Raw genomic sequence first — 20,104 nt, 5'->3', positions numbered from 1 at the left:
GGAACGAACGCCATGCCACGGTCGCGAGGCCAAGGAAGCCTGTTCGAGCGCCTCGATCCGGACGCACCGCCCGTTCGTAACCGTCAGCAGCAGGTTGCCGGGCGTGTACTTGCAATCCGGCAGCATTTGCAGTGGCTGCTCAATAGCCGGCAAGGCTGCTCGCAGAGCAGCCCCGAGCTCGGTCTGCGCGACTTCAACGACGCACTGGCCGGTACGACCGACCTGATGCTGCGCCTACGTGGGGAAATCGAGGTGATGGTGCGTGCCTTCGAGCCCCGCGTCGTCGTGCTCGGCGTGCGGGCGTGCCCGCGCGACGAACAGCCGCTGGATCTGCATTTCAGGCTCGATTGCCTCGTTCCCGTGCAACACAAGGATGAACAGGTCGAGATTGACCTGGTGATCAGTCATCGAAACCGACAGGCCCATGTCGCCTGACGTCTTGCAAGGGAACGCAGCAAACCATGCCGTTGCGACAGAAATTTCGCGAGGAACTGAATTATCTCCGCCGGCTCGGGCGCGAGTTTGCCCGGGAAAATCCGCAACTCGCGCGCTTCCTTGGCGACGAGGCAACCGACCCCGACGTCGAGCGCCTGCTTGAGGGCTTCGCCTTCCTGACGGCCCGGATCCGCGTGAAGATCGAAGACGACTTTCCGGAACTCACCCATTCCCTGCTGCAGGTCCTATGGCCCAACTACCTGCGCCCGCTGCCCAGCGCAGTCATGATGCGTTTCGACCTGGTCGATCGATCCATCACTCAGCGTCAGGTCATTCCGAAAGGTACCTGCATGCTCTCACGCCCAGTCGACGGTGTGACATGCCAGTTCCGCACCTGCACGGATGTCGCGCTCTATCCGCTGCGCCTGGCATCGGTCAGCGACGCGCACTCCCGCGAAAAGTCGATTGTCCGCATCGACCTGGCAACAGTCGCCGGCAATGCGCTGGACACTATCGACTGCGACAGACTCGACTTTCATCTGACCGGCGACGACCTGACAGCACGGACGCTCTATCTGTGGCTCGCCTCGTACCTCACCGAGATCCGCGTCGAGATCAATGGCAAGACTCAGCACCTTTCTCCCCGTCGTCTCGTGTTTCCAGGTTTCTCTCCGGAAGAGGCCTTGCTGCCTTATCCGAAGAACGTCTTCGACGGCTATCGCATCCTCCAGGAATACTTTATCTTCCCTCAGCGCTTTCACTGCTTCGCGTTGACGGGCCTACGATCGTTGTGGCCATCTGATGCAGCCGGTCAAGTGCGACTGGAGCTTCATTTCTCGCGGCCGATGCCGGCCAATACCCGGCTTCGGGAGACGGACATCTCGCTGTATTGCACGCCGGCGGTCAATCTCTTCGAGCACGACGCCGAACCGATCACCCTGAATGGTCGCTCGGTCGATCAGCGTTTGCGTCCAGCCGGGCAACGTCCGGGTTCTCATGAAATATTCAGCATCGATCAGGTACACAGCTGGCGTCGCGGGACGGACGATCGGCATGATCAGCCATTGCGGACATTTCATCCGTTTGAGTCGTTCCAGCACGAAATCGAGCATGCGCACGGACGCACAGCGCTTTACTATCGCACCCGCATTGAACCCGCACTCACGGGCGACGGCGTCGTACACCGAATTGGGTTCATACGGGGAGACGAGCAGAGCTATATCGGCGAAAACGAAACCATCTCGATCGCACTGACCTGTACCAACCGCGATCTTCCCTTGTCGCTGGGTGTCGGCGATATCTGCCTGCCCACCCAGACAACGCCGACGTTCGCCACATTCAGCAACATCACGCGTCCAACACCCGCGTATCGCCCCGTCCTCGATGGCGAACTGCAATGGACGCTGATATCCAATCTCTCGCTGAACTATCTGTCATTGCTCGCGACGGAGCCGCTCAAAGCCGTGATTCGGGCGTATGACTTCGCAGCATTGCATGACATCCAGCTGGCGCGCGCGACGCGCAAACGTCTCGACGGTATCGGTGAAGCGATCACCGCTCCCACGGACATGCTGATCAAAGGTCTCCCGATCCGCGGCCTCAAGACTCTACTCAAACTCGACCAGTCCGCCTTTCTCTGCGAAGGCGATCTTTACCTGTTCGGTACGGTGCTGAGTCACTTTTTCGCGCTGTATGCAAGCATCAACTCATTCCACCAGCTGGAAGTTCTCAACACCAGCAATAACGAGCGCTATCAATGGCCATGGCACACGGGCAAGCAACCCCTGATCTAGCCGACGCGCTATTGGCCGATGCAAGAAATTACGATTTCTTCCGCCTGATTGAGCATCTGCATGGCTTGCATGGCGACGACCTGGAAATGCCAGATACGTTTGAGCCGGAGCACCAGCGCGTGCGACTTGGCAGCCACGCCGGCCTGGGTTTCCCTGCCTCCGACGTGTTGATGGCGGAGCGCATGCCTGCGCACTCACGCAGTGCGTATCGCGTTCAGACGACGTTTTTCGGCATGCACGGCGCCGACTCCCCGTTACCCGGCTACTACCTCGACCGTCTCGCGTGGGAGCAGGGGCAAGGTGTCGGCATCCGGGCGGCTTTTCTGGACTTTTTCAATCACCGGCTTTTGACGCTGCTGCATCAGACCTGGAGGAAATACCGTTACTACGTGCGCTTCCGTCGCGAAGCGAAGGATCGATTTTCGCGTTACGTCTTTGCCCTGATCGGACTAAACGACGCGCAACTGCGCGGCGCCACGCCGCTGCCATGGAGCCGCCTGCTCAGCTATGCCGGGCTCATTGCGAGCCCAAGCCGGTCGCCGACTATCGTTGCAGGCGTCATCGCACATTGCTTCGATTTGCAAAACGTTCATATCCGCGAATTCGAGCCTCGGTATGTGCATATTCCCGCAGAGCAGCAGTTGTCGCTCGGCAGGCGCAACGGCGAACTCGGCGACAGTTTCGTGATTGGCTCCCGGGTACGCACGCGCCACAGCAAGTTTACTGTTGTGATTTCCGGCCTGAACCAACAGCGCTTTCGCCACTTTCTTCCCAATGGCGTGGATCACGCACGCTTGCGCAAGCTAATCGACTTTCTCTTACGCGATCCCGCCGCCTGGGATCTCGAACTCGGTTTGCAGCACGAGGAGGTGCCGCCATTCAACCTGGGCCGCACAAGCGGTGCGAATCTGGGTTGGACCACCTTCATCGACAACAAGATTGTCCAACGTACTTCCACTGTCAGAATCAGAGTGCGCTCATGAATCCTGCTGTTACCGCTCGCCATATCGCGCTGGTCGTCACCAACCCCCACTTGCTGCAGCATGGTTGCACGCCGCGGCACAGCTTTGACCGCACTGGCGGCACGATCGGTTGCCGTGGAGCCAACTGGATCCTCGCCGATCGATCCGATCTCATTCAGCCCATCCATTGCGAAATTCTCATGAAGGACGGGGGATTCTGCGTGGTGGACCGCAGCGGCCAGACCTTCATCAACGGCAACGACACGCCACTCGGACATCTGGTGGCCGCCCAGTTGAGCGACGGCGATCTCATGCAGATCGGCCCTTACCGGGTGTCCGTCCATCTTGCTGACGCCGGTGCGGCCGTACAACAGAGCGTGGATGACCTTGTTGGATCCGCAGTCCGTCAAAGCGCCATCACCGATCTGCCGACGGCCGGTGATGATAGCCGCGGCCCGCGAGGTTACGCGGCGCAGGAGACGCAGGATACGTCGAGGAGTTCCCTGCCGGACCTCGACCCTCTGCTGGCGCTCGATGCGGCCGAACGCCCAGCACAGCCCGTTGCCTTGTCGGAGAGTTTCGACCCCGTTCACTACGGCATGGCACCCGCGCGGCCCCAGGTCGATCACGCAGCCACCCGCTTCGAAGCCGTATCCGGCACACCAAGATCCCAATCCGGAGAATTCTGCATGGCATCCCAACCGATTGAATCGCCACTCGTTCAGGAATGGATCAACGCCCAGTCGTCGTCCCACAGCACGCCCCACCAAACTGTGGCCCCGTTGTTACGCGGACTCGGTTTGTCTTCAAGCGCTTCGCTCGGCGCGCTCGACGAGCATGAAGCCTATCGCCTCCTGCACGAGGCGGGACTGGCTTTGAACGCGACGATCCGTCGGCTGACCGAGCTTTACGGCAGCAAACAGGATCCTTCGCGCGGCCCCGCGTTGCTCGACCGTACGCTGCAGCCGATCGAAGACAATCCGTTGCGACTCGGGCTTGGCTACACCGATACCGTCGAAGCGCTGTTCGCAAGCGATCGCAGCATAGTGCACCTCTCGCCCATGGCCGCCATCGACGAAAGCCTGACGCAGGTCCGCCGTCACAACGAGGCGCTGATCGAAGCGATCAACACGAGCCTGCAGGCGCTTCTGCGCGCCTTCTCGCCCGAAGTGCTACTGCAGCGCTTTCGCCGATACCGTCCTGACGGCGCTCAGCAGTCCGATGCGCAGGAGTGGGCGTGGCAGATGTACACGCACTACTACAACGAGCTCGCGTCTCCCCGGCAAAAAGGGTTCGAGAAGCTGTTCTGGGAAGTGTTCGAGCAATCCTACGACCAGGCCCTGCGGAACGAAGCACCATGACGCCGACGATGTCATTGCGCTTGCTGGCGGTCAGCGTGGCGGCCCTGTCCGCGGGCGGGTGCAGCGTACTCGGCCTGGGAAGCGGAAGCAGCCGGGACAATGGCCCGGTCACCCAGGTCGGGCTGGGCCTCTACGCGAGTCCCGATGTGAATCCGAACCCGGATAGCGCGTCCGGGGAGATGGCGGAGCAAGGATACGTCGTGCCGCAGCCGCCGGCGCTCACGGTGGACCCGACGGCTACGGGCGGTCCCTACCTACTTAATCTGAAGAGCACCAGCAAGGTCGATCTGACCACACAGCTACGCTCCCTGCTCGACTATCTGCAGCATGAGAACAAGGCTAGCGACATACGGACACTGGCTACACGTGTGCAGTTCAATCCGGATGCAACGCCGTCTACGGGCATCGGACTCGACGCATCGCCCCCGTATTATGGCCTCGGGCCGCAGACCGTCGCGCTCCCCACGCAATGGAGCCTGCCCAAAGGGGCGCCCGTCTCGCGCATCGTCGACAATCCGCCGTTGCCGCTCGACGTACCCGGCAAACCAGGGGGGGCGCCCGCGCTCGGTCAGTACGCGGACAGCGGCTCGGCAGCCCTGGCGCAAGACGCACCCGCAACCCGCCCCGAACTACGCGCGGTGGCCACACCGATCACCTTCAAGATTCTTCAACTGAAAGACGATTCTATGTTCCTGAATGCGGGTTACGACCAGCTCGCAAAGGATCTCAAGAAGTCACTGGGCAGCACCTACATCGACGACGAGGATTACGTCCTGCAGCCAGGGCAATACAAATACATCGACTATTCGGCGATCAGTAAAAGCACCCGTTACATCGCTGTCCTTGCCAACTTTCACAACCAGAATGGCGCGACCTGGAAACAGGTCCTTCGTCTTGAACAACGAGGCTATCGCTATGCGCTTCTCGTGGTCTTCCGCGGTTCGGAAGTCTCCATCGCGGACGAAGGCTATCGCTCGCCACCGCCGGGCAAATAACCATGACTTCACGTAATCCTGTCATCTGGGCCGAAGGCCTGTTCGTCAAGCCGCAGCATTTCCAGCAGCAGACCCGCGCGCTTGAGCATCTCATCAATCAACGAGTGAACAGCATCAGCGATCACCTCTATGGATTCACTGAGCTGGAGCTCAATCAGGAATACCTGAGCTTCGGCAAGCTCGCTATCGTGCGTGCGCGCGGCATTATGCCCGACGGTACGGTGTTCGACATCCCGAACGACCAGCCGCCTCCTGTGCCGCTTGCGATCACGGACGGTTCGGCTGCCAACCAGATCGTCTATCTCACCCTGCCGTTGCGATCGGACGGGGTACTCGAAGTGCAGTGGCCCGACAGCTACGCCAACGCGCGTTATCGCGCGCGCGCCGAGGAGGTGCACGACATGCATAGCCAGGAAGGCGACTACGTCTCAATCGAACTGGCCAGCGCGAATATGCAGCTAAGCCTCGAACGCGATGACCGCAGTGCCTTTACCGGCATCGCAATCGCGCGCATCCTGGACCGGCGTCCCGACGGTAGCCTCGTGCTCGACGAAGCGTTCTATCCAACCAGCCTTTCGCTCAGCGCAGTGCCGCCGTTGCAGCGATTCCTCGGCGAAACGGCGGGCCTCATGCGAGAACGTGCGAAGAACATCGCCGAGCGGATTGGTTCGCCCGCGCAGTCCGGCGTCGCCGATGTCACGGACTTCAACCTGCTACAGACGCTGAATCGTCTGCAACCGCATTTCCAGCATCTGGCACGCCTGCGGCACGTCCATCCGGAGCAGGTCTATGTGGCTTTCAGTCAGGCCTGCGGGGAATTGGTGACGTTCACGGACGACGGGCGCCTGCCGCAAGAATATCCGGCCTATCAACACGACAATCTGCGTCTGTCGTTTCGACTGCTGGAGGAGACGCTGCGTCGTTCGCTGAGCACCGTGTTGCAGCCGCGTGCTGTGTCGCTGCCCATCGTCCGGCAGCAGTATGGTGTTCTCACGGCAACGGTTCAGGACCGCAGCCTGCTCGCCAGTGCGGACTTCATCCTCGCGGTCCGGGCGCGCATGCCGCTGGAGGTGCTGCGTCAGCAGTTCGTTCAGCAAGCCAAGGTCGCGTCCATGGAAAAGCTGGGCGAACTCGTCAGCCTCCAACTGCCGGGCATTCCGCTCAGCCCGATGCCGGTCGCCCCTCGCCATTTGCCTTACCACGCGGGCTTCACCTACTTCCAGCTCGAGCGCAGCCATCCTGCATGGAAGCTGATGCACGATACGGCCGGCTTTGGTTTCCACATCGCCGGTGACTTCCCCGAGCTGGAACTCCAGTTCTGGGCTATTCGGAGCGAATGACATGCTCAACCGGGATCACCTCATCGAGCCAACCGGCATGCTGAACGCGGCGCCAGTCCCCCCGTTGCGAGCAAACGCGATATCGGCTTTGACACCATCGACGGCATCGATCTCGATGCCGACCTCGGGTTTGCATTGCGCGGAAAGAGTTATAACGCGCTGGTAAACGGCGCATTGCCGCTCTTTGGCCTCGTCATACGCCTGCGCAAGCTCGGCCACTACGACGACGTCGAAAAGCTTTACGGCACCGTACGCGACCAGATTGCGGCGCTCGACGAAGAGATACACGGGCTGGGCTACGACGGTGCCACCCAGTTGGCCTTTCGCTACTCCCTCTGCACCTTCATCGACGAAGCCGTCATGAGCACGCCGTGGGGCTCGCATTCCATCTGGGCGGCTCGCTCGCTCCTCAGCAACTTTCACAACGAAACCTGGGGCGGCGAGAAGTTCTTTACCGTCCTCTCGCGCATGCTCATGGATCCGCGCAAATACCGCGACGTTCTCGAATTCAAGTACCTGTGCCTCTGCCTGGGCTTTCGCGGCCGTTACGGCCTGCAGCACAACCAGTCCGAGGCGCTTCAGGCCTTGATCGCGAAGCTTCATGGCACGCTGCGCGGCCTGCGTGGCGACGCCCCAGACACCCTGACCGAAGCGCGCAACCACGTCGCCTCACGACGTTACCTGATGGGTTGGTCCTGGCCATGGTGGACGCCGTGGCTCTCGGCATTGGCGGTGCTCGCACTCGTCTATACGCTCTATGCGGTCAGTCTGCACAGCACCGCCGACGAGGTGCTGCACTCGCTCGATACGATGCTGAGGCGTTGAGCGGCCGTCCACTGTCAACCGGCACCGCCATAGAAAAAAACGGCCTGCGAAACGCAGGCCGTTTTTCATCTGATCAGACGATCAGGATTCCAGCGGCTTACGCCAATCGTCGGCAGCTTCGGTACCGGCGATCGCGTGCGTCCACGTAATCTTGCGGTAGGCGAGCGACACCTTGATCAGTTGGGTGTAGTCGGACTTCGAAGCATCTTGGGCGTGCGGCAACACCGTGTTGATGTCGACGACCGTTGCATCTTCGAGCCGCGTCGTGAAGAAGTGCTCCTGCTTGCCTTCCGTCGACGTGCGATACCAGTGTGTCTCCACGACCGGCAGCATTTCACCCGACGCGAGCGCCTGGTACAGCAGCGGCACGGCTTTGTTCAGCGCGCACGTGAAGACGTACGGCTTGTGCACGCGCTGCCCCGAAGGCTGACCGCTTTGCGGGTCGGTCGGGGTCGTGACGCGATGCTCAATTTCCTGAACGAGGATCTGATCTTCGTGCCCTTCGACGAAGACGTTACCGACGGAGTCGGCCGTGGTGGCACCCTTGGTGATATTGCCTTGGGTCTTGCCAGTGATACTGATATAGGCGGGAGTCGGCATATACGATCCTTGAATAAACTGTCTGCATGCGCGAAACGGATGTTCCGCGCGTCATCAAAGTCATGACGAGGGCATTAATGCAGTATCCGTGCCAACAGCTTGAACAGCCCAGTTTCACCGAGAATTCGGCGATTTCGAGCCATGATGCGCCTGGCGAATCGATGCGTTCTCAACCATATTCCGCAGGTGTCGGGCCATCGTTGGCTCGACACGCGTGCATCCCCTGACATTGCGCGGCTTTCCCTGGGCCACTTTTGGCCCGTGCTAGTCAATAATGACCCGATACCCGCAACAAAAACCTGCTCCATGAGCCCCCCTCTCTCGTCATGATTCACGGCCTCATGGGATCGTTGAACTTCTTCTCGGCACATGAGCGTATCCCCGCGCTTGTCGTTCACACGCCCGACCTGATGGGCTACGGCGAGGAGCAAGACACGCCTTTCGAGGCGATCACGCTCGCCAGCCAGACCGCACACGTTGTGCGCTACCTCCGTGAAGTCGTCGTCGAACCTTGCGTTCTGCTTGGGCACAGTGTCGGCGGCGCCATCGCCATGCTGGTTGCGCGAGCCGCACCCGATTGCGTCAGGGGCATCATCAACGTCGAAGGGAACTTTACGCTCGAAGATGCCTTCTGGTGCCGCAAGATCGCCGCGCTCCCCATCGAAGACTGGCATGAGGAACACCGCCAGCTGGTCGGGAATCCGGAGGCCTGGCTGACGAATGCCGGCATCGCGATCACGCCGCAGCGCCTCGAATGGGCGCGACTCGCGCTCGCCAACCAGCCCCGCGAAACGATTCAGGCGATGGCGCACGCGGTCGTGGTGGAAACCGACACCCCGGACTACATGTCGCGCATCCGCCCAACGATTGAAAGCGGCACCCGCCTGTCCCTTCTCGCGGGCGCGCGCTCGGCATCCGGCTGGCACATGCCGGACTGGGCAAGCGCCGCCGCGCTCGAATACGTCGAGCAAAAGGACACCGGCCACATGATGATGCTCGAAGACCCTGATGAGTTTTGCCGGATCGCCGCCGACATGGCGGGGCGCATCAACGAGGCATCGCTATCCGCATCGCGCTGCCAGGCACCGCACCAATCCGCCATCCCCCATAAGCATCGAACAATAACTTCGTAAGCGCGCCGTCAAAACGCATTATGGTGAGAGACCGTGCGCGACGTCCGCGCGCGTTTTTCCGTTCCGATTCCATGCCGTCCCAAGTCGATGCGTTTTCCGCCTGGCTGATCGAAGGCCTCGAAGTCACCAGCACGCTGTTTCACGTCGGCCAGTATTGCGGCGCCTGGCAGGCCTCGACGAGCGGTCATCGCCGCGCCAGTTTCCACCTCGTCCTGCATGGCCGCTGCTGGCTGCATCTGCCTGAGCGGCCCGGCCGTCCGGCGCGCAGCGTGGCGCTCGCCGCCGGCGACGCCGTGTTCCTGCTCGACGACGTCGCGCACTGTCTGTCGCCGCACGCGCTGCCGCCCGCAGCGGGCGCGGAACACGCGCGTCACGGCGCGATGACGCCGCTCGACGCGGCCAGCCTGCCCGCGCGCGACAGTCTCGGTCTCGCGTGCGGCTTCTTCGAGTTCAAGTCCGGCCTCGACGGCCTGATGCTCGACCTGCTGCCCGATCACGTGATCGCGCGGCACGATCAGCCCGCGCTGCACGGCGCGCGCCAGATCTTCGAGCTGATCCGCGCCGAGGCGCACCTCGATCCGCACACGCCCTCGCCCCTGATCGCGCGGCTCACGAGCCTGCTGTTTCTCTACACGCTGCGCGCGCTCGATTCGAACGACGAACTGACGCCCTGCTTCTGGGCGCTGCTGCGCCGTCCGGCGTTCGCGCCGCTGGTCGCGGCCATCGTCGCCGAGCCGGGGCGGCGCTGGACCACGGCGAGCATGGCCGATTTCGCGCACATGTCGCGCGCGCGTTTCTGCAAGTTGTTCGCCGAACTCTGCGGCCAGCCGCCCGCGCAGTTCCTGACGCTCGTGCGCATGAGGCTCGCGGCGTCGATGCTGAGCACCGGCACGAGCATGCCCGACGCCGCCGAGCAGGTGGGCTATCAGTCCGAATCGGCGTTTGCCCAGGCGTTCAAGCGCGTGACCGGCGTCCAGCCCGGCGCATGGCGGCGCGCAGCCTCGGGCGACGCGGCGCTCGCCGCGCTGCACTAAGTTGCGCTGATCCGAGCCGCGCGCCGCTTCAACGCGGCCCGATCGCGAACCCGTCCGCACCGCGCAAGACAATCCCGCATGAATCGCGGACAGCGGCGCATTGCCCGCGCTTCGCGCCGCGCCCAGAATCGGCACATCGATCCGCTTCTATCCGTAAGGAATCCCATGAGCCGTCTGCCGCTGCACACCGTCGAAAGCGCCCCCGAGGCGAGCCGTCCTTTCCTGGAGCGCTCGCTCGCCGCGAACGGCTTCCTGCCGAACCTCGTCGCCTCGCTCGCGAACGCGCCAGTCGCGCTCGAAACGTATCTGACCGTCGGCGAAATCAATGGCCGCAGCGGCCTGACGCTCGCCGAACGCGAAGCCGTGCAGATCACCGCCGCCGCGATCCACGGCTGCGGCTTCTGCGTCGCGGGCCACACGGCCGTCGCGCTGAAAAAGGCGCAACTGGCCGCGCCCGTGGTCGACGCGCTGCGCACCGGTAGCCCAAGCGGCGACGCCCGCCTCGATGCCGTGGCCGTCTTCACGCGCGACGTGATCGCCACACGCGGCGCGGTGCCGGACGCCGCGCGCACGGCCTTCGCCGCCGCCGGCTTCAGCGACGCGAACGCGCTCGAAGTGATCCTCGGCGTGAGTCTCGCCACGCTGTGCAACTTCGCCAACAACTTCGCGCAGAACGAACTGAACCCCCAACTTGCGGGCTATCGCTGGAACGCGGACGATTATCTGCATCGCGCGACACAGCCCGCCACGGAGCACTCCGCATGACACGCCCCGCCGCGCCCACGCTGCCCGCCGATCTCGCCGCCTGGCTCGACGCACACGCCGAATCGCTCGATACGGACGCCGCGCACGCCGCCGACGTCGTGCCGCGTCTGGGCCGCGCCGGGCTGTTTCGCGTGGGCGTCGCGCCGGAACTGGGCGGCGCGGGCGGCACGACCGTCGACGCCATCGAAGCGATCGCCGCCGTCGCGCGCCACTCGCTCGCGAGCGCCTTCGTGTTCTGGGGGCAGCGCACGTTCATCGAATATCTGCTGCAAAGCACGAACGCCGGCTTGCGCGCGCGCTGGCTGCCCGCGCTGCTGGCGGGCGAGCACGCGGGCGCGACCGGCCTGTCTAACGCGATGAAATACCTGAGCGCGATCGAGCCGTTGCAGATGCGCGCCGCGCCGCTCGACGCCGCGCAGACGCGCTTCGCGCTCGACGGCGCGCTGCCGTGGATCACCAATCTGCGTCGCGAGGGCTTCGTGGTCGCGGCGGCGTTTGATCGTCACGACGGCGCACCGCCCGCGATCTTCGCGCTGCCGCACGATGCGCCCGGCGTCGCGCGCAGCGACGACCTCGACCTGATCGCGCTGCGCGGCAGCAACACGGCGGCGCTCACGCTCGACGGCGCCGAACTCGACGCAGGCTGGCTGATCGACGCCGATGCGCGCGCCTTTCTCGTCCGCGCGCGCCCGGCTTTCCTCGGCCTGCAATGCGGCATGTCGATCGGCCTCGCGCGCCGCGCGCTCGAAGCCGTCGAGGAGAGCAGCCCCGCCGTGCGCGCCGCACTCGCCGACGATGCAGCAGCGCTGCGCCACGAACTCGACGCCCTCACCGCGCGCCTCTACGCCGGGGTGACGAGCGGCGCGTTCGTCGCCGCGCCCGCCGCGCAATTTGAATTGCGCATCGGCCTGGCCGCCGTGGTGGACGCCGCCGCGCATCTCGACGTACAGGCGGCGGGCGGACGCGGCTATCTGCGCTCGCACGCGTCGCGCGCCACGCCCAACGACACCGCGCGCCGCAGCCGCGAAGCCGCCTTCGTGCCGATCGTCACGCCGAGCCTCGTGCAACTGAAATCGCAACTCGCGCAGCAGCGGCGCAGCGAGGCCGCATGAACGGCACGAGCGGCCTGAACGGCTTGATCGACATCGCCGGTTCGTCGCCTGAGACGCCGCGTCTGCGGCTGCGCGGCGTCGGCCTGCGCCGCCAGCAACGCAGCGTGCTCGCGAATGTCGATCTCGACGTCGCGCCCGGCGAACTGGTCTCGATCATCGGCGCGAGCGGCGCGGGCAAATCCACGCTGCTGCGCGTCGTGGCGGGCTTGATCGCGCCGCACGCGGGCAGCGTTCAGGTCGATGGCGCGCCGCTCGACGGTCCGCGCCCCGACGTGGCGCTCGCGTTTCAGGACGCGTGTCTGCTGCCGTGGCTGTCGGTCGAGCGCAACGTCGCGTTCGGCCTCGGCTTTCGCAAGCAGCCGAAGCTCGCGCGCCGCGAACGCGATGCGCGTGTGCGCGCCGCGCTCCAGGCGGTCGGGCTCGCGCACGCCGCGCATTTCTCGCCGCGCCAGTTGTCGGGCGGCATGGCGCAACGCGTCGCGCTGGCGCGATCGCTCGCGCGTGCGCCGCGCACGCTGCTGCTCGACGAGCCGTTCGGCGCGCTCGACGAAGTCACGCGCGCCGACATGCAGCGCCTGCTCGTGCGCGTGGTGCGCGAAAGCGGCGCGGCGACGCTGCTCGTCACGCACGACATCGACGAAGCGCTGCTGGTTTCCGACCGCGTCGCCGTGCTCGGCCCGGACGGCATCGCGCTCGATCTCGCCATCGCCTTGCCCGAGCCGCGCGCGGATCAGGTCGAAGCGCTCGGCGCGTTGCGCGTGCGGCTCGTCGGCGCTTTGCACGCGAGCATGCATGCGTCGATGCACGCCTCGACCCACGCGCCGCTGTCCGCCTGAACCGCCGCCACACCCCACCGCTCCGAAATACCCAAAGAGGAAGACCACCGCATGTGCCAGCTCCCCATGACCCGCCGCGAGTGGCTCAAGCTCGCCTCGATGTTCACCGTCGCGGGCGCGGCGCCGCTTTTGGGCGCCGCCAACGCGCGCGCGGCCGCCGACGCCGACGCGCCGCTGCGCATCGGCTATCTGCCGATCACCGATGCCGCGCCGCTGCTCGTCGCGCACAACAACGGCTACTTCGAGCAGGCGGGCCTGAAAGTCGAAAAACCGACGCTGCTGCGTAGCTGGGCGCAACTCGTCGAGGCGTTCCTGTCCGGCCAGGTCAACGTCGTCCACCTGCTCGCGCCGATGACGATCTGGGCGCGCTACGGCAGCCAGGCGAGCGCGAAAGTGGTCGCGTGGAATCACGTCAACGGTTCGGCGCTCACGGTCGCGCCCGAGATCGGACAGCTCAAGGATCTCGGCGGCAAGACCGTGGCCGTGCCGTTCTGGTATTCGATTCACAACGTCGTGGTGCAGGACATGCTGCGCGCGCAGGGCCTCACGCCGGTGCTGACGCAGGACGGCGCGCTCAAGCCGAACGAGGTGCGCCTCGTCGTGATGGCGCCGTCGGACATGCCGCCCGCGCTCGCCGCGAAGCAGATCGCGGGCTTCATCGTCGCGGAGCCGTTCAATGCGGCCGCCGAAGCGCTCAAGGTCGGCAAGGTGCTGCGTTTTACCGGCGACGTCTGGCGCGATCACGCCTGCTGCGTCGTGTTCATGCACGAGCGCGATCTGAGCGGACGGCCCGCGTGGTCGCAGAAAGTGGTCGACGGCATCGTCAAGGCGCAGGCCTGGACGCGCGCGCATCCGCAGGAAGCGGCGCAGCTGTTGTCGAAAACCGGGCCGAACCGCTACACGCCGCACGCGGCGGGCATTCTGCAGACCGTGCTCGCGCCCACGGCCGCCGACGAAGGCCGCTATCTCGCCGACCGCGCCATCGTGCACGCCGACTGGCACGAGAAGCGCATCGACTTTCAGCCCTATCCGTATCCGGCCTATACCGAGGAACTCGTGCGGCGGCTCAAGACGACGCAACTGCAAGGCAACGGGCAATTCCTCGCCGCGCTCGATCCGGCTTTCGTCGCACGCGATCTCGTGGACGACCGCTTCGTGAAGAAGAGCATCGAGGCGGTCGGCGGCATGAAAACCTTCGGTCTGCCCGACACTTACGCGCGCACGGAGACCATCGTTGTCTAGCCTCAGCGAAGAATCCGGCGCGACGGGCACACCGGGCGCGCGCGACGTCGCGCCTCGCGCGAACGCCGGCAATCTGCACCGTCGCGCCGCGCGCGTGCTGCTCGGCGTGACCGGGCTCGCGGCGATCGTGCTCGCCTGGTGGATCGGCGTGGCGCTGGTGTCGCGTCACAGCGCGCTGGCCGCGCAGTTCGGGCCGCTCGCGGCATGGCGCACGTTTCCCGCGCTGATCGGCGAAGACCAGTTGCTCACGCATATCGTCGCGAGTCTGCGGCGGATCGGCGTGGGGCTCGCGTGGGCGATGCTGTTCGGCGTGCCGCTCGGCTTTCTGATCGGCCGCTTCAAGGCGCTCGAAACCGCGCTGTCGCCGGCGCTGCAATTTCTGCGCATGATCTCGCCGCTCGCGTGGATGCCGATTGCGGTGATGTCGCTCGGCGTCGGCGATCCGCCCGTCTATTTCCTGCTGACGTTCGCGGCCGTCTGGCCCATCGTCATCAGCACGGCGGCGGGCGTGCAGCAGATCGACGCGCGCTGGGTCCAGCTCGGCGAAAGCCTTGCCGCGACGCGCGCCGAAATGCTCTGGCACATCTACGTGCCCGGCATCGCGGCGCACGTGCTGACCGGCGTGCGGCTCGCCATCGGCATTCTGTGGATCGTGCTGGTGCCCGCGGAAATGCTCGGCGTGAATTCCGGGCTCGGGTTTCTGATTCTCGATTGCCGCGACCGGCTCGCGTATTCGGAACTGATGGCGGTCGTGCTCGTGATCGGCGCGCTGGGCTTTGCGCTCGATACGGCGGCGCGTGCGGTGTATCAACGCTTCGGCGCGGTGCGCGAGCGCGTTTGAACTTTTGCATTTGAGCGCGCCGTGTACGCGCTTCGATGCTTATCAGCATTGCTTGGTTGGTGCGCGGCGGTGCCGGTTTTAGAGTGCTCGTTTTGCTCAACGCCGCTCACTGCCACGGACCTGCCATGTTCTCGCGTACCCGCCGTCGTTTTCTCTCCCAGACTTCGTTGCTCGGCGCAGGCGCGCTGCTCGCGCGGTCCGGTTTCGCAGCGACAGCAACGACGTCGGCGTCGACCGTGCGCATCGGCTATCAGAAGTCGTCGACGCTGATTACGGTGCTCAAGACGCAAGGCACGCTCGACGCGGCGCTCGCGCCGCTCGGCGTGACCGTGAGCTGGAGCGAGTTTGCGAGCGGCCTGCCGCTGACCGAAGCGCTCAACGCCGAAGCGATCGACCTCAGCGCCGACGTCGCCGACACCGTGCCGATCTTCGCCCAGGCCGCGCACGCGCGTTTCGTCTATCTCGCCCAGGAAGCGCCCTCGCCGGGCGCGCAGGCCATCATCGTCAAACGCGCGGGCGCGCTGCACACGGCCGCCGATCTGCGCGGCAAGGACATTGCCGTGACGAAGGCGGCGGGCAGCCATTACCTGCTGCTCGCGGCGCTCGCGAAAGCGGGCGTGCCCCCCGACGCCGCGCGCATCCACTACCTCACGCCCGCCGACGGGCGCGCCGCCTTCGAGCGCGGCAGTGTCGATGCGTGGGTGACGTGGGACCCGTATGTGGCGTCCGTCGATCAGGACGCCGACGTGCGGATTCTCGCGGACGGCAACGGACTCGCCTCATACCAGCGCTACTATCTCGCCTCGACGCGCTACGCCGAAGCGCGCCCCGACGTGCTCGCCGCCGTGTTCGCGCAGTTACGCCAGGCGGGCGACTGGGTGCGCAAGTCGCCGCAGGACGCGGCGCGTCTGCTCGCGCCGGTCTGGGGACTCGACGCCGCCACCATCGAGCGCGCCAACGCGCGCCGCAGCTATCTCGTGCGCCCGGTCGAAGCCGCGAATTTCGGCGAGCAGCAGAAGATCGCCGATACCTTCCTCGCCGCCCGTCTGCTGCCCGTCGCCGTGGACACGGCGCACGCGCAACGCTGGGATTTCAGCGGCAAGCGCGCGGTGGCGATCGGCGCTTGATGATTGATGTGAGGTTTGCGCGGGCGTCGATGCGCCTGTATCGGTTCAAATCGGCTTAGTCTGCCTCTGACGCTCGCGGCGGTGCTTCGGTAAGGTTCGATTCGCCCTGTCGACTCAATCGACCCCTACCGACCTCAGCGGAGCCCGCATGCGCATCGACGCCGTACCTTTTGGCATCACGAACTGGGATACCGTAGCGCCCGCGATCCACGCGGGCGAGCGCGGCAGCGCGTCGTGGCGCACGCGCCATTTCGACACGATCCGCGTGCGTTTCGTCGAGTACAGCCCCGGCTATGTCGCCGATCACTGGTGCACCAAGGGCCACGTGCTGCTGTGCGTTTCAGGGGAACTGGAGACGGAACTCGCGGACGGACGCCGCTTCGTGCTGACTCCGGGCATGAGCTATCAGGTCGCCGATCACGCCGAGCCGCACCGCTCGTCGTCGCCGAAGGGCGCGACGCTTTTCGTGGTCGATTGAACGCTGCCTGGTGGTCGATAAGCGGCGCGCCGACGTAAAATCCCGTCCACCAAACCGTCATGGATACAAGGAGCGCGCGGTGGCAATCGTTGGCGTCATGGGATCCGGCAAGACCGAATGGCCGGAACTGTCGGTCCCGCTGGGACACTGGATCGCCGGGCAGGGATTCGATCTGCTGACCGGCGCGGGGCTGGGCGTGATGCTGTCGACGGCGCGCGCGTTCGCGACCACGCCCGGACGCAAGGGACGCTCGATCGGCATCATGCCGAGCGAAGCGCATCCGGAGCACGGTTTCGTGCCGCTCGCGGGCTATCCGAATCCGTATATCGACCTGCCGGTGCTCACGCCGCTGCCGCGCAAGCAGCCCGACGCGCCCGCCGACGCGCTGAACCGCAATTACGTGAACGTGCTGACAAGCGACGTCGTGGTGGCGCTGCCGGGCGGTCCGGGCACGCTCGACGAAATCCGCCTCGCGACGCGTTTTGGCAAGCCGCTGATCTGCGTCGGCCCCGAACCGGCTTTCGAGGGCGTGCCGCCCGGCACGCGGATCGTCGGCGAGCTCGAAAACGTTTTCGCGTTCGTGCTGGCCCATACGGGCACCGGCGCCGGCTGATCGCGGCCACGAGCGCAGGCACGGCCGCAGCCACGCCGCTCCGCGACTGAGCGGCGTACGCCGCGATCAGCCGGACGCGCCCGCGCCGAACAGATCGTCGTCGTCCTGATCGGGGTCTTCGGCGTAGAGAACCAGAACGCGCTGGACGTCGCGGACGAACGCTTCCATCGCGTTGAGACATTCCTCGCTGCCCGCCGGGAAATCCTCAGGATTCTTCTTGCCCTGAGCCCGCCGGATCGCGCGGATGCTGGCCTCGAGTGCCCGTGCTTCGGCCCAGATAGGATCGTCCTCGGGAAGTTGGGAAGGTTCGTGCGTCATGCCCGGATTTTCGGCATCCGGCCCACGAACTTTAGACGTCCGCCTCGAATTTAGAGGCGCGCCCCTGGTGCGGCGGCGTCGTGCTGGCATGGTAAACCAGCAGCGGAGTTTGCGCCCGACTGCTACTCGACTTGCGCCTGATCCCCCCCGCTTTCGCCGCCCGGCCTAGCGCAGCCGATACCCCACGCCGCGCACCGTCACGATCTGCTCCGCGCCGAGCTTGCGCCGCAGCGCATGCACGTGGACGTCGACCGCATTATTGACGACACTCTTGCGGCGTCCATAGATGCGCATGGCCAGTTCGGCGCGCGTGAAGATTCGCAGCGGCTCGTTGACGAGCGCAAACAGCAGACGGAATTCGCTGGGCTTGAGCGCGACAGATTCGGTCTTGACCTGCACCGAACAACGGGTGTGATCGAGTTTCAGGTCGCCGTCCGGGCGGGGATCGGCGTTTTGCTGCGGCCGCCGCAGCAGCACGCGGATACGCGCGCTGAAATCGGCGGGATCGAACGGCTTGATCAGGTAGTCGTCGGCGCCCGCGTCGAGCGCGGCCATCGGGCTTTCTTGCGTATTGCGGCCGATCATGGCGATGACCGGCGCGCTGCCGCCGCGATGCCGGTAACGCCGCAGCATGTCGAGCGCGTCGAGACGCGCGAAGCCGAGCGCGATCAGCACCAGATCGTAGCTGCCGTTTTGCAGCGACAATTCGGCTTCGTAGTCGTTGCTCGCCCAGTCCGTTTCATGACCTGCACTGCACATCAATTCATAAATCGGGCCAGCGACCGTTTCGTCATCTTCAAGTAAAAGCAATCGCACAAGCGCCTCCCATCATCGAGTGCGATTTTCTCCGCTCGTGGCTTAGGGGAACCTTAATGCGCGCTTTCGCCGCGATACGAATAAACCCGAATCAACCGGCGCGGGAATTAACCGGTTTATTCAAACGGCTTTTCAAGCGCATTTACAAAGCGGCTTTCACAGCGCCTTTCACAGCAAGCTTCGATCGCGGCGCGCGCCGTATTGCCGCGAGTTCGTTAGCTATCCTCGCCGCCGCTCTGTGCGCCAGCGCACCCAGCGTTCGCACGATAGCGCGATTCAATTTGAATCCCGCCGGTCACGGGCTTCTAATGCAGGCTGTATTGCGCGTTTTGGCGAAGCACATCGAGGCGCGCCGCGCAGCGCCATTCGCATGGAGACGCTCGTGAAAACAACGCGAATCCTGATCGCCGCGCTGCTGGGCGCGTCGATGAGCGGCCTGCCTTTTGGCGTCGCGCATGCCGACTGCGTGACCGGCGCCGGCAGCACCTTCGCCGCGCCGCTCTACGCGCGCTGGGCCGCCGATTATCTGAAGTCGGGCGGCGGCAAGGTCAGCTATCTGCCGACCGGCTCGACCGACGGCATCAAGCAGGTGCTCGCGCGCGCTGTCGATTTCGCGGGCTCCGACGCCCCGCTCACCGACGATCAGCTACGCAAGGCGGGCTTGCGGCAATTCCCGACCGCCATCGGCGGCGTGGTGCCGGTCGTGAATCTGCCGGGCCTCAAGGCGGGCGAATTGATGCTGACGGGCGACGTGCTCGCCGACATCTTCCTCGGCAAGATCCAGTATTGGGACGATCCCGCCATCGCGCGCCTGAACCCGAAGCTCAAGATGCCCGACACGCCGATCGCCGTGGTGCGGCGCCTGGACGGCTCGGGCACGACGCTGATCTGGACGCACTACCTGGCGCAGGTCAACCCCGAATGGAAGCGGCGCGTGGGCGAAGGCACGAGCGTGCACTGGCCGCTCGGCATCGGCGGCAAGGGCAACGAGGGCGTGGCGACGTTCGTCGGATATCTGCCCGGCGCGATCGGCTATATCGCCTGGGACTTCACGAAGCACAATCGCCTCACCTATACGGCGATGACCAATGCGGCGGGCGCGGTCGTCGAACCGGGCGCGGCGTCGTTCAATGCGGCGGCGGCCAACGCCGACTGGTCGGGCTCGCTCGATCGGCTGCTCACGAATCAGCCCGGCAAGGAGGCGTGGCCGGTGATGGGCGCGACTTACGTGCTGCTGGGCACGACGCCCGCGAAACCTGGCCGCGACAAGGAAACGCTCAAGTTCTTCGACTGGGCGCTCACGCATGGCGAGACCACGATTCAGGCGCTCGATTACGTGCCCTTGCCGGGCGCGGTCGTGGCGAAGATCCGTGCGCAATGGCACGACGGCGAGACCCGCAACGCCGACGACAACAGCGCACGCAAGTCGATCGCAGGACAGTGAGGCACAGCGAGGTGACGTGTCGGCGCTTTAGCGC

Annotated in this window: 21 protein-coding genes; 18 read left to right on the top strand and 3 right to left on the bottom strand. The window is 65.0% G+C overall.

The window, feature by feature from the left end:
* The first annotated feature begins 12 nt into the window (after positions 1 to 12).
* The 7 genes from tssE to icmH all read left to right on the top strand — a co-directional run bounded on the left by tssE (position 13) and on the right by icmH (position 7,711).
* On the top strand, positions 13 to 435 hold the full coding sequence (gene tssE, locus G5S35_RS35565) for a type VI secretion system baseplate subunit TssE (protein ID WP_110329076.1): 423 nt from the start codon (positions 13 to 15) through the stop codon (positions 433 to 435).
* Between the two features lie 26 nt (positions 436 to 461).
* The gene (gene tssF / locus G5S35_RS35560; protein ID WP_183040178.1) at positions 462 to 2,228 is read left to right on the top strand and encodes a type VI secretion system baseplate subunit TssF; all 1,767 of its coding nucleotides are present in this window, start codon (positions 462 to 464) and stop codon (positions 2,226 to 2,228) included.
* A complete protein-coding gene (tssG, locus tag G5S35_RS35555; protein WP_110329104.1) occupies positions 2,192 to 3,211 on the top strand; it encodes a type VI secretion system baseplate subunit TssG in 1,020 nt (339 codons plus the stop codon). Before tssF ends, tssG begins: the two co-directional genes overlap by 37 nt.
* The gene (gene tagH, locus G5S35_RS35550) at positions 3,208 to 4,551 is read left to right on the top strand and encodes a type VI secretion system-associated FHA domain protein TagH (protein WP_183040177.1); all 1,344 of its coding nucleotides are present in this window, start codon (positions 3,208 to 3,210) and stop codon (positions 4,549 to 4,551) included. The genes tssG and tagH overlap by 4 nt, the downstream gene beginning before the upstream one ends.
* The gene (tssJ, locus tag G5S35_RS35545; RefSeq protein WP_183040176.1) at positions 4,548 to 5,546 is read left to right on the top strand and encodes a type VI secretion system lipoprotein TssJ; all 999 of its coding nucleotides are present in this window, start codon (positions 4,548 to 4,550) and stop codon (positions 5,544 to 5,546) included. Before tagH ends, tssJ begins: the two co-directional genes overlap by 4 nt.
* 2 nt (positions 5,547 to 5,548) lie before the next feature.
* Positions 5,549 to 6,886, top strand: coding sequence for a type VI secretion system baseplate subunit TssK (gene tssK, locus G5S35_RS35540; protein ID WP_110329080.1), 1,338 nt, complete (start codon positions 5,549 to 5,551; stop codon positions 6,884 to 6,886).
* A 135-nt stretch (positions 6,887 to 7,021) separates the two neighbouring features.
* Positions 7,022 to 7,711, top strand: a complete 690-nt coding sequence (gene icmH / locus G5S35_RS35535) for a type IVB secretion system protein IcmH/DotU (RefSeq protein WP_202035037.1) — start codon at positions 7,022 to 7,024, stop codon at positions 7,709 to 7,711.
* 81 nt (positions 7,712 to 7,792) lie between these two features.
* Here icmH and G5S35_RS35530 read toward each other — a convergent pair whose 3' ends face one another.
* On the bottom strand, positions 7,793 to 8,311 hold the full coding sequence (locus G5S35_RS35530) for an Hcp family type VI secretion system effector (protein ID WP_110329082.1): 519 nt from the start codon (positions 8,309 to 8,311) through the stop codon (positions 7,793 to 7,795).
* 341 nt (positions 8,312 to 8,652) lie between these two features.
* On the opposite strand from G5S35_RS35530, the gene G5S35_RS35525 reads away from it, so the two are divergent.
* The 10 genes from G5S35_RS35525 to G5S35_RS35480 all read left to right on the top strand — a co-directional run bounded on the left by G5S35_RS35525 (position 8,653) and on the right by G5S35_RS35480 (position 17,492).
* Positions 8,653 to 9,444 carry an alpha/beta fold hydrolase gene (locus tag G5S35_RS35525; RefSeq protein ID WP_237181827.1) on the top strand — a complete coding sequence of 264 codons (792 nt, stop codon included), beginning with the start codon at positions 8,653 to 8,655 and terminating at the stop codon, positions 9,442 to 9,444.
* Between the two features lie 71 nt (positions 9,445 to 9,515).
* Entirely contained in the window at positions 9,516 to 10,478 is a 963-nt protein-coding gene (locus tag G5S35_RS35520) for an AraC family transcriptional regulator (RefSeq protein WP_183040175.1), read from the top strand.
* A 165-nt stretch (positions 10,479 to 10,643) separates the two neighbouring features.
* Positions 10,644 to 11,243 (top strand): carboxymuconolactone decarboxylase family protein, encoded by a 600-nt coding sequence (locus G5S35_RS35515; protein ID WP_183040174.1) that lies wholly within the window; start codon positions 10,644 to 10,646, stop codon positions 11,241 to 11,243.
* On the top strand, positions 11,240 to 12,355 hold the full coding sequence (locus G5S35_RS35510) for an acyl-CoA dehydrogenase family protein (protein WP_183040173.1): 1,116 nt from the start codon (positions 11,240 to 11,242) through the stop codon (positions 12,353 to 12,355). Before G5S35_RS35515 ends, G5S35_RS35510 begins: the two co-directional genes overlap by 4 nt.
* Positions 12,352 to 13,191 (top strand): ABC transporter ATP-binding protein, encoded by an 840-nt coding sequence (locus G5S35_RS35505; RefSeq protein WP_176080639.1) that lies wholly within the window; start codon positions 12,352 to 12,354, stop codon positions 13,189 to 13,191. The genes G5S35_RS35510 and G5S35_RS35505 overlap by 4 nt, the downstream gene beginning before the upstream one ends.
* 51 nt (positions 13,192 to 13,242) lie before the next feature.
* Entirely contained in the window at positions 13,243 to 14,433 is a 1,191-nt protein-coding gene (locus G5S35_RS35500) for an ABC transporter substrate-binding protein (protein ID WP_065062853.1), read from the top strand.
* Positions 14,426 to 15,274 (top strand): ABC transporter permease, encoded by an 849-nt coding sequence (locus G5S35_RS35495; RefSeq protein WP_080180088.1) that lies wholly within the window; start codon positions 14,426 to 14,428, stop codon positions 15,272 to 15,274. Before G5S35_RS35500 ends, G5S35_RS35495 begins: the two co-directional genes overlap by 8 nt.
* Positions 15,275 to 15,399: 125 nt before the next feature.
* The gene (locus G5S35_RS35490) at positions 15,400 to 16,401 is read left to right on the top strand and encodes an aliphatic sulfonate ABC transporter substrate-binding protein (RefSeq protein WP_183040172.1); all 1,002 of its coding nucleotides are present in this window, start codon (positions 15,400 to 15,402) and stop codon (positions 16,399 to 16,401) included.
* A 148-nt stretch (positions 16,402 to 16,549) separates the two neighbouring features.
* The gene (locus G5S35_RS35485; protein ID WP_183040171.1) at positions 16,550 to 16,879 is read left to right on the top strand and encodes a DHCW motif cupin fold protein; all 330 of its coding nucleotides are present in this window, start codon (positions 16,550 to 16,552) and stop codon (positions 16,877 to 16,879) included.
* 79 nt (positions 16,880 to 16,958) lie between these two features.
* A complete protein-coding gene (locus G5S35_RS35480; RefSeq protein ID WP_176080636.1) occupies positions 16,959 to 17,492 on the top strand; it encodes an SLOG cluster 4 domain-containing protein in 534 nt (177 codons plus the stop codon).
* Between the two features lie 66 nt (positions 17,493 to 17,558).
* On the opposite strand, the gene G5S35_RS35475 is transcribed toward G5S35_RS35480, so the two are convergent.
* Positions 17,559 to 17,810 carry a hypothetical protein gene (locus G5S35_RS35475; RefSeq protein ID WP_065062845.1) on the bottom strand — a complete coding sequence of 84 codons (252 nt, stop codon included), beginning with the start codon at positions 17,808 to 17,810 and terminating at the stop codon, positions 17,559 to 17,561.
* 165 nt (positions 17,811 to 17,975) lie between these two features.
* Positions 17,976 to 18,569 (bottom strand): response regulator transcription factor, encoded by a 594-nt coding sequence (locus G5S35_RS35470; protein WP_338048740.1) that lies wholly within the window; start codon positions 18,567 to 18,569, stop codon positions 17,976 to 17,978.
* 439 nt (positions 18,570 to 19,008) lie between these two features.
* Here G5S35_RS35470 and pstS point away from each other — a divergent pair, with 439 nt between their 5' ends.
* Positions 19,009 to 20,070: a phosphate ABC transporter substrate-binding protein PstS gene (gene pstS / locus G5S35_RS35465; RefSeq protein WP_420874552.1), complete on the top strand. Its 1,062-nt coding sequence runs from the start codon at positions 19,009 to 19,011 to the stop codon at positions 20,068 to 20,070.
* Positions 20,071 to 20,104: the final 34 nt, after the last annotated feature.

It is taken from the genome of Paraburkholderia tropica (assembly GCF_014171495.1).
In the GTDB taxonomy this organism is placed as follows: Bacteria; Pseudomonadota; Gammaproteobacteria; order Burkholderiales; family Burkholderiaceae; genus Paraburkholderia; species Paraburkholderia tropica.
Note: the sequence above shows the minus strand (reverse complement) of the source record. Positions and strands in the feature narration are given on the sequence as shown.